At 42.5% G+C, this 3,593-nt stretch carries 4 protein-coding genes; 1 reads left to right on the top strand and 3 read right to left on the bottom strand.

Going from position 1 to position 3,593, the window contains the following annotated elements; translation table 11 throughout:
* Positions 1-864 (top strand): HD domain-containing phosphohydrolase (locus AB1488_01315; protein MEW6408737.1); only part of this gene is annotated, 864 nt, incomplete at its 5' end.
* Positions 865-871: 7 nt separating this feature from the next.
* On the opposite strand, the gene AB1488_01320 is transcribed toward AB1488_01315, so the two are convergent.
* The 3 genes from AB1488_01320 to AB1488_01330 all read right to left on the bottom strand — a co-directional run.
* Entirely contained in the window at positions 872-2,053 is a 1,182-nt protein-coding gene (locus AB1488_01320; protein ID MEW6408738.1) for a phosphoglycerate kinase, read from the bottom strand.
* Between the two features lie 87 nt (positions 2,054-2,140).
* A complete protein-coding gene (gap, locus tag AB1488_01325) occupies positions 2,141-3,145 on the bottom strand; it encodes a type I glyceraldehyde-3-phosphate dehydrogenase (GenBank protein MEW6408739.1) in 1,005 nt (334 codons plus the stop codon).
* Positions 3,146-3,248: 103 nt separating this feature from the next.
* On the bottom strand, positions 3,249-3,593 hold a 345-nt coding region (locus AB1488_01330; protein MEW6408740.1), incomplete at its 5' end, for a methylated-DNA--[protein]-cysteine S-methyltransferase.

Here is a 3,593-nt window from a genome sequence, read left to right on the forward strand (position 1 = left end):
ACAGTCATTCCCTTCAGTGATTATGGAGCGAGAAGGGTGATAAATACAAGGAGACCTGAGTATATAGCAGATTTAAGCCAGATAGAAAGACCCTGTTATACTGAGGAGGTTTTAATTAAAGATGGGTTTCTTTCACATATAAGGGTTCCGATTGTCGTCAGGGATGAGGCGATTGGTGTATTGACCATCAGTTCAAAGAAGCGTTCAGCATTTACATTTGATAATCTTTCAACACTTGAGAAGATTACCTCCCAGATAGGGGTAGCATTAGAGAATGCAAGGCTTATCACAGACATTAAAGAACTCTTCCTTGGAACAATAAAGAGCCTTTCAGAGGCGATAGATGCAAAGAGTCCATGGACAAGGGGACATTCAGATAGGGTGACAGAATACTCCATAAAGATAGGAAAGGAACTGGGTTTAAAGGATAAAGAGTTAGATGACCTCAGGGTTGCAGGACTTCTTCATGATATAGGTAAGATTGGCACATACGATATTCTCCTTGATAAAGCAGAAAAACTTACCGATGGAGAGTATGAGATGGTCAAGAAGCACCCCGGCAAAGGAGTTAAACTTCTGGAACCGATAAAACAGTTAAAACATATAACCCCATGGATAAAACATCATCACGAATGCTATAACGGGACAGGTTATCCTGATGGACTGAGGGGAGAGGAAATACCATTAATGGCAAGAATACTTACTGTTGCCGATGCCTTTGACGCTATGACTGCTGAAAGACCCTATAGAGAAACCCTTAGCAGGGAAAAGGCAATCAAAGAACTTAAAAAATATTCAGGCACACAATTTTACCCAAAGGTAGTAGAGGCGTTTTTAAAGGTCATTGAAGACCGCAAGGCATGACAAATCTTTATTTTTTATCCGTCAGTGCTGCAATACCTGGAAGTTCTTTTCCCTCAAGGAGCTGGAGTGCTGCACCTCCCCCTGTAGATATGAAAGACATATTCTCTGATTCACCTGTCCTGTGCACCGCTGCATCGGTATCACCACCACCCACAATAGTAAGGGCATAGGCATCAGCAACTGCGTGTGCTATAGCAAATGTCCCTCTTGAGAAGGCATCTATCTCAAAGACACCCATTGGACCATTCCAGAGTATCGTTTTTGCATCGGCAATCGCCTCAGAAAACAGTTTCACAGAGGCAGGACCTATATCAAGAGCCCTCCAGCCTTTTGGTATCTCTTGCGTTGGAACGATCTTTGTTTCTGTGCTTGCCTCTATATTATGGGCAATAACACAGTCTACAGGGAGGTAGAATTTTACACGTCGTTCCTTTGCCTTTTTCCTTATACTCTGGACGGTTTCCAGCATGTCTTCTTCAACAAGTGAATCTCCGACCTCCCATCCCATTGCCTTTAAAAATGTGAATGCCATGCCACCACCGATTATGACCTTATCTACTTTGTCATACAGGTTTTCTATAACCCCAATCTTTCCTGAGACCTTTGCTCCACCGAGGATTGCTACAAATGGTCTTATAGGGTTTGCGACAGCCCCCTGAAGATAGTTTACTTCCTTCCTTATCAGGAAACCAGCAGCAGAGACCGCTACAAACTTTGGTATCCCGACGATAGAGGCATGTGCCCTGTGAGCTGTGCCAAAGGCATCATTCACATAGTAATCACAAAATCTCGCAAGAGCCTTTGCAAATTCTTCGTCATTTTTTTCTTCTTCAAGGTGAAATCGCAGATTCTCAAGCAACAGGACATCTCCTTCCTTCATCTTCTCCACGGCGTTTACAACCTGGGGTCCAATACAGTCGGGTGCAAATATAACTTCTTTACCGAGAAGTCTCTGAAGCCTCTTTGCAACAGAGGCAAGACTGTATCTGGGATCAGCCTTACCTTTTGGTCTTCCGAGATGTGAAGCAAGGATAACCTTTGCACCCTCATCAATTGCATAGTTTATAGTTGGAAGGGTTGATCTAATTCTCCTGTCATCTGTTATGTTCAAATTCTCATCGAGAGGAATATTAAAATCTGCACGGATGAATACCCTCTTACCCTTCAGTTGAAGGTCTTCTATTGTCATTTTGCCAATGAGATCTCCACCAAACGGTCCTGGATTCTTTATAGACATAAATTACTTCTCCTTTCCTTACTCCTTGCTACTTACAACTTATGACTTACGACTTATATATCTAATCAGGTCTCTTAACCTGCAGGAGTATCCCCATTCATTGTCATACCACGCAATTACCTTAACCATCCTGCCTTCTATAACCTTTGTAAGGGTAGCATCAACAATGGCAGAATGTGGATTTCCATTCAGATCAACAGATACCACTGGGTCTTCTGTATATTGCATGATTCCTTTTAATCGTCCTTCAGATGCCTTTTTGAATGCCTCATTGACCTCTTTCTCGGTGGTCTCTTTTCCAACTTCTGCTACAAGGTCTACAACCGAGACATTCGGTGTAGGGACCCTGATAGCCATGCCGTCGAGTTTACCTTTTAACTCGGGTAGAACAAGCGCAACCGCCTTTGCAGCACCAGTTGTTGTTGGTATCATAGAGAGTGCTGCAGCTCTTGCCCTTCTGAGGTCCTTGTGAGGGAGGTCGAGTATCTTCTGGTCATTTGTATAGGAGTGAATCGTTGTCATGAGTCCTCTTATTATACCAAACCCATCCATAAGAACCTTTGTCACAGGTGCGAGACAGTTTGTAGTGCATGATGCATTTGAGATTATATTGTGTCGGGATGTGTCGTAAACCTCTTCATTTACGCCGAGTACCATAGTAACATCTGGCTCCTTCGCTGGCGCTGAGATTATTACCTTCTTTGCCCCTGCAGTTAGGTGTTTTGATGCACCTGCACGGTCTACAAATCTCCCTGTAGATTCTACAACTATCTCGACTCCGAGGTCTGCCCATGGTAATTCTGAAGGGTCGGTTTTTGCGAAAACCTTTATCCTTTTGTCATTTACAACAATAGAGTCGTCCCCTGTAGATACCATGGCATTAAACCTTCCATGAACAGAATCGTATTTCAGCAGATGCGCAAGTGTCTTTGCGTCGGTAAGGTCATTTATCGCAACTATTTCGATATCTGTAAAATCGATGGTAGCTCTCAGGAAGTTTCTTCCAATCCTTCCGAACCCATTTATGCCAACCCTCACTGCCATGATAAACCTCCTTTCTTTAAATACAATTATCAATGATAAATTATAAATTGTTAATTACTCATTGTTTCTATAAATACAATTATCAATGATAAATTATAAATTGTTAATTACTCATTGTTTCTATGCCTTCTATCTCAAGTAGCCTTCTCTTTATATTTACACCTGCAGAAAATCCTCTGAGATCTCCATTACTTCCGATGACTCTGTGGCATGGTATTATTATAGGAACGGGATTTCTTCCGCACGCCATGCCTACTGCCCTGAATGCCAGAGGTCTTCCAATCTGCTCTGCAACCCACCGGTAAGATACAGTGTTACCATAAGGTATCTCTCTCAGCACCCTCCAGACCATCTTCTGAAAATTACCGACAGATTGAATATCTACTACAATCTCATCAAAGGAAACCCGCTTCCCATTGAAATAATCAAAGAGCATTGATTTCACACG

The organism is Nitrospirota bacterium, assembly GCA_040756155.1.
Classification (GTDB): Bacteria; Nitrospirota; Thermodesulfovibrionia; order JACRGW01; family JBFLZU01; genus JBFLZU01.

Excerpts from the sequence above, each read along its gene's own strand:
- AB1488_01320 (MEW6408738.1), bottom strand. The coding sequence starts at position 2,053 with ATGACAATAGAAGACCTTCAACTGAAGGGTAAGAGGGTATTCATCCGT.
- gap (MEW6408739.1), bottom strand. The coding sequence starts at position 3,145 with ATGGCAGTGAGGGTTGGCATAAATGGGTTCGGAAGGATTGGAAGAAAC.